Origin of the sequence: Enterobacter sp. CM29, from assembly GCF_013179605.1 — a bacterium.
Lineage (GTDB): Bacteria > Pseudomonadota > Gammaproteobacteria > Enterobacterales > Enterobacteriaceae > Enterobacter > Enterobacter intestinihominis.
Window position 1 is genome coordinate 1 of record NZ_JABMCU010000368.1, and the last position, 1059, is coordinate 1059.

The 1059-nt window shown below is 59.7% G+C and carries 2 protein-coding genes; one reads left to right on the forward strand and one right to left on the reverse strand.

Annotated features, from left to right (window positions below):
- Nucleotides 1-941, forward strand: a 941-nt coding sequence (locus HP459_RS23090) for an ATP-dependent DNA helicase RecG (RefSeq protein ID WP_171936942.1), incomplete at its 5' end; no start/stop codon positions are given.
- Between the two features lie 3 nt (nt 942-944).
- On the opposite strand, the gene HP459_RS23655 is transcribed toward HP459_RS23090, so the two are convergent.
- Nucleotides 945-1059, reverse strand: a 115-nt coding sequence (locus HP459_RS23655) for a hypothetical protein (protein WP_253939687.1), incomplete at its 5' end; no start/stop codon positions are given.

A 1059-nucleotide genomic window follows, 5' to 3' on the forward strand; every position in this document is an offset into this window, starting at 1 on the left:
TTTTCCAGGAACAGGTGCAGTTTAACGGCCTGGCGCTGGTCATTATCGACGAACAGCACCGCTTTGGTGTTCATCAGCGTCTGGCGCTGTGGGAGAAAGGTCTGCAACAGGGCTTCCACCCGCATCAGCTGATCATGACCGCCACGCCGATTCCGCGCACCCTGGCGATGACGGCCTATGCCGATCTGGATACCTCCACCATCGACGAGTTGCCGCCGGGCCGAACGCCTGTGACCACGGTTGCCATACCGGACACGCGGCGCAGCGACATCATTGACCGCGTGCGCAACGCCTGTACGCAGGAAGGGCGTCAGGCGTACTGGGTCTGCACCCTGATTGAAGAGTCTGAGCTGCTGGAAGCGCAGGCTGCCGAAGCCACATGGGAAGAGTTAAAGCTCGCCCTGCCAGAGCTGAACGTCGGTCTGGTTCACGGGCGCATGAAGCCTGCCGAGAAGCAGGCGGTGATGCAATCGTTCAAACAGGGCGAGCTGCACTTACTCGTTGCGACCACGGTTATCGAAGTGGGCGTGGATGTGCCGAACTCCAGCCTGATGATTATTGAGAACCCGGAGCGTCTGGGCCTGGCGCAGCTCCACCAGCTACGAGGCCGCGTGGGCCGTGGTGCGATCGCCTCTCACTGCGTGCTGCTCTACAAAGCCCCGCTGTCGAAAACCGCGCAGATGCGTTTGCAGGTATTACGCGACAGCAATGACGGCTTCGTCATTGCGCAAAAAGATCTGGAGATCCGCGGCCCGGGCGAACTGCTTGGCACGCGTCAGACGGGTAACGCCGAATTTAAAGTGGCGGATTTGCTGCGCGATCAGGCCATGATCCCCGAAGTACAACGCCTTGCGCGTCATATTCATGAACGCTACCCCGAACAGGCGGCAGCGTTAATTGAACGCTGGATGCCGGAAACCGAGCGGTATTCCAACGCCTGACGGTCAGCCAAACATCGGCAGCATCAGGTAGAGCTTAATGACCAGCGCGTTGACGATATCAATGAAGAATGCGCCCACCATCGGCACCACCAGAAACGCCATGTGCGACGGGCCGAAC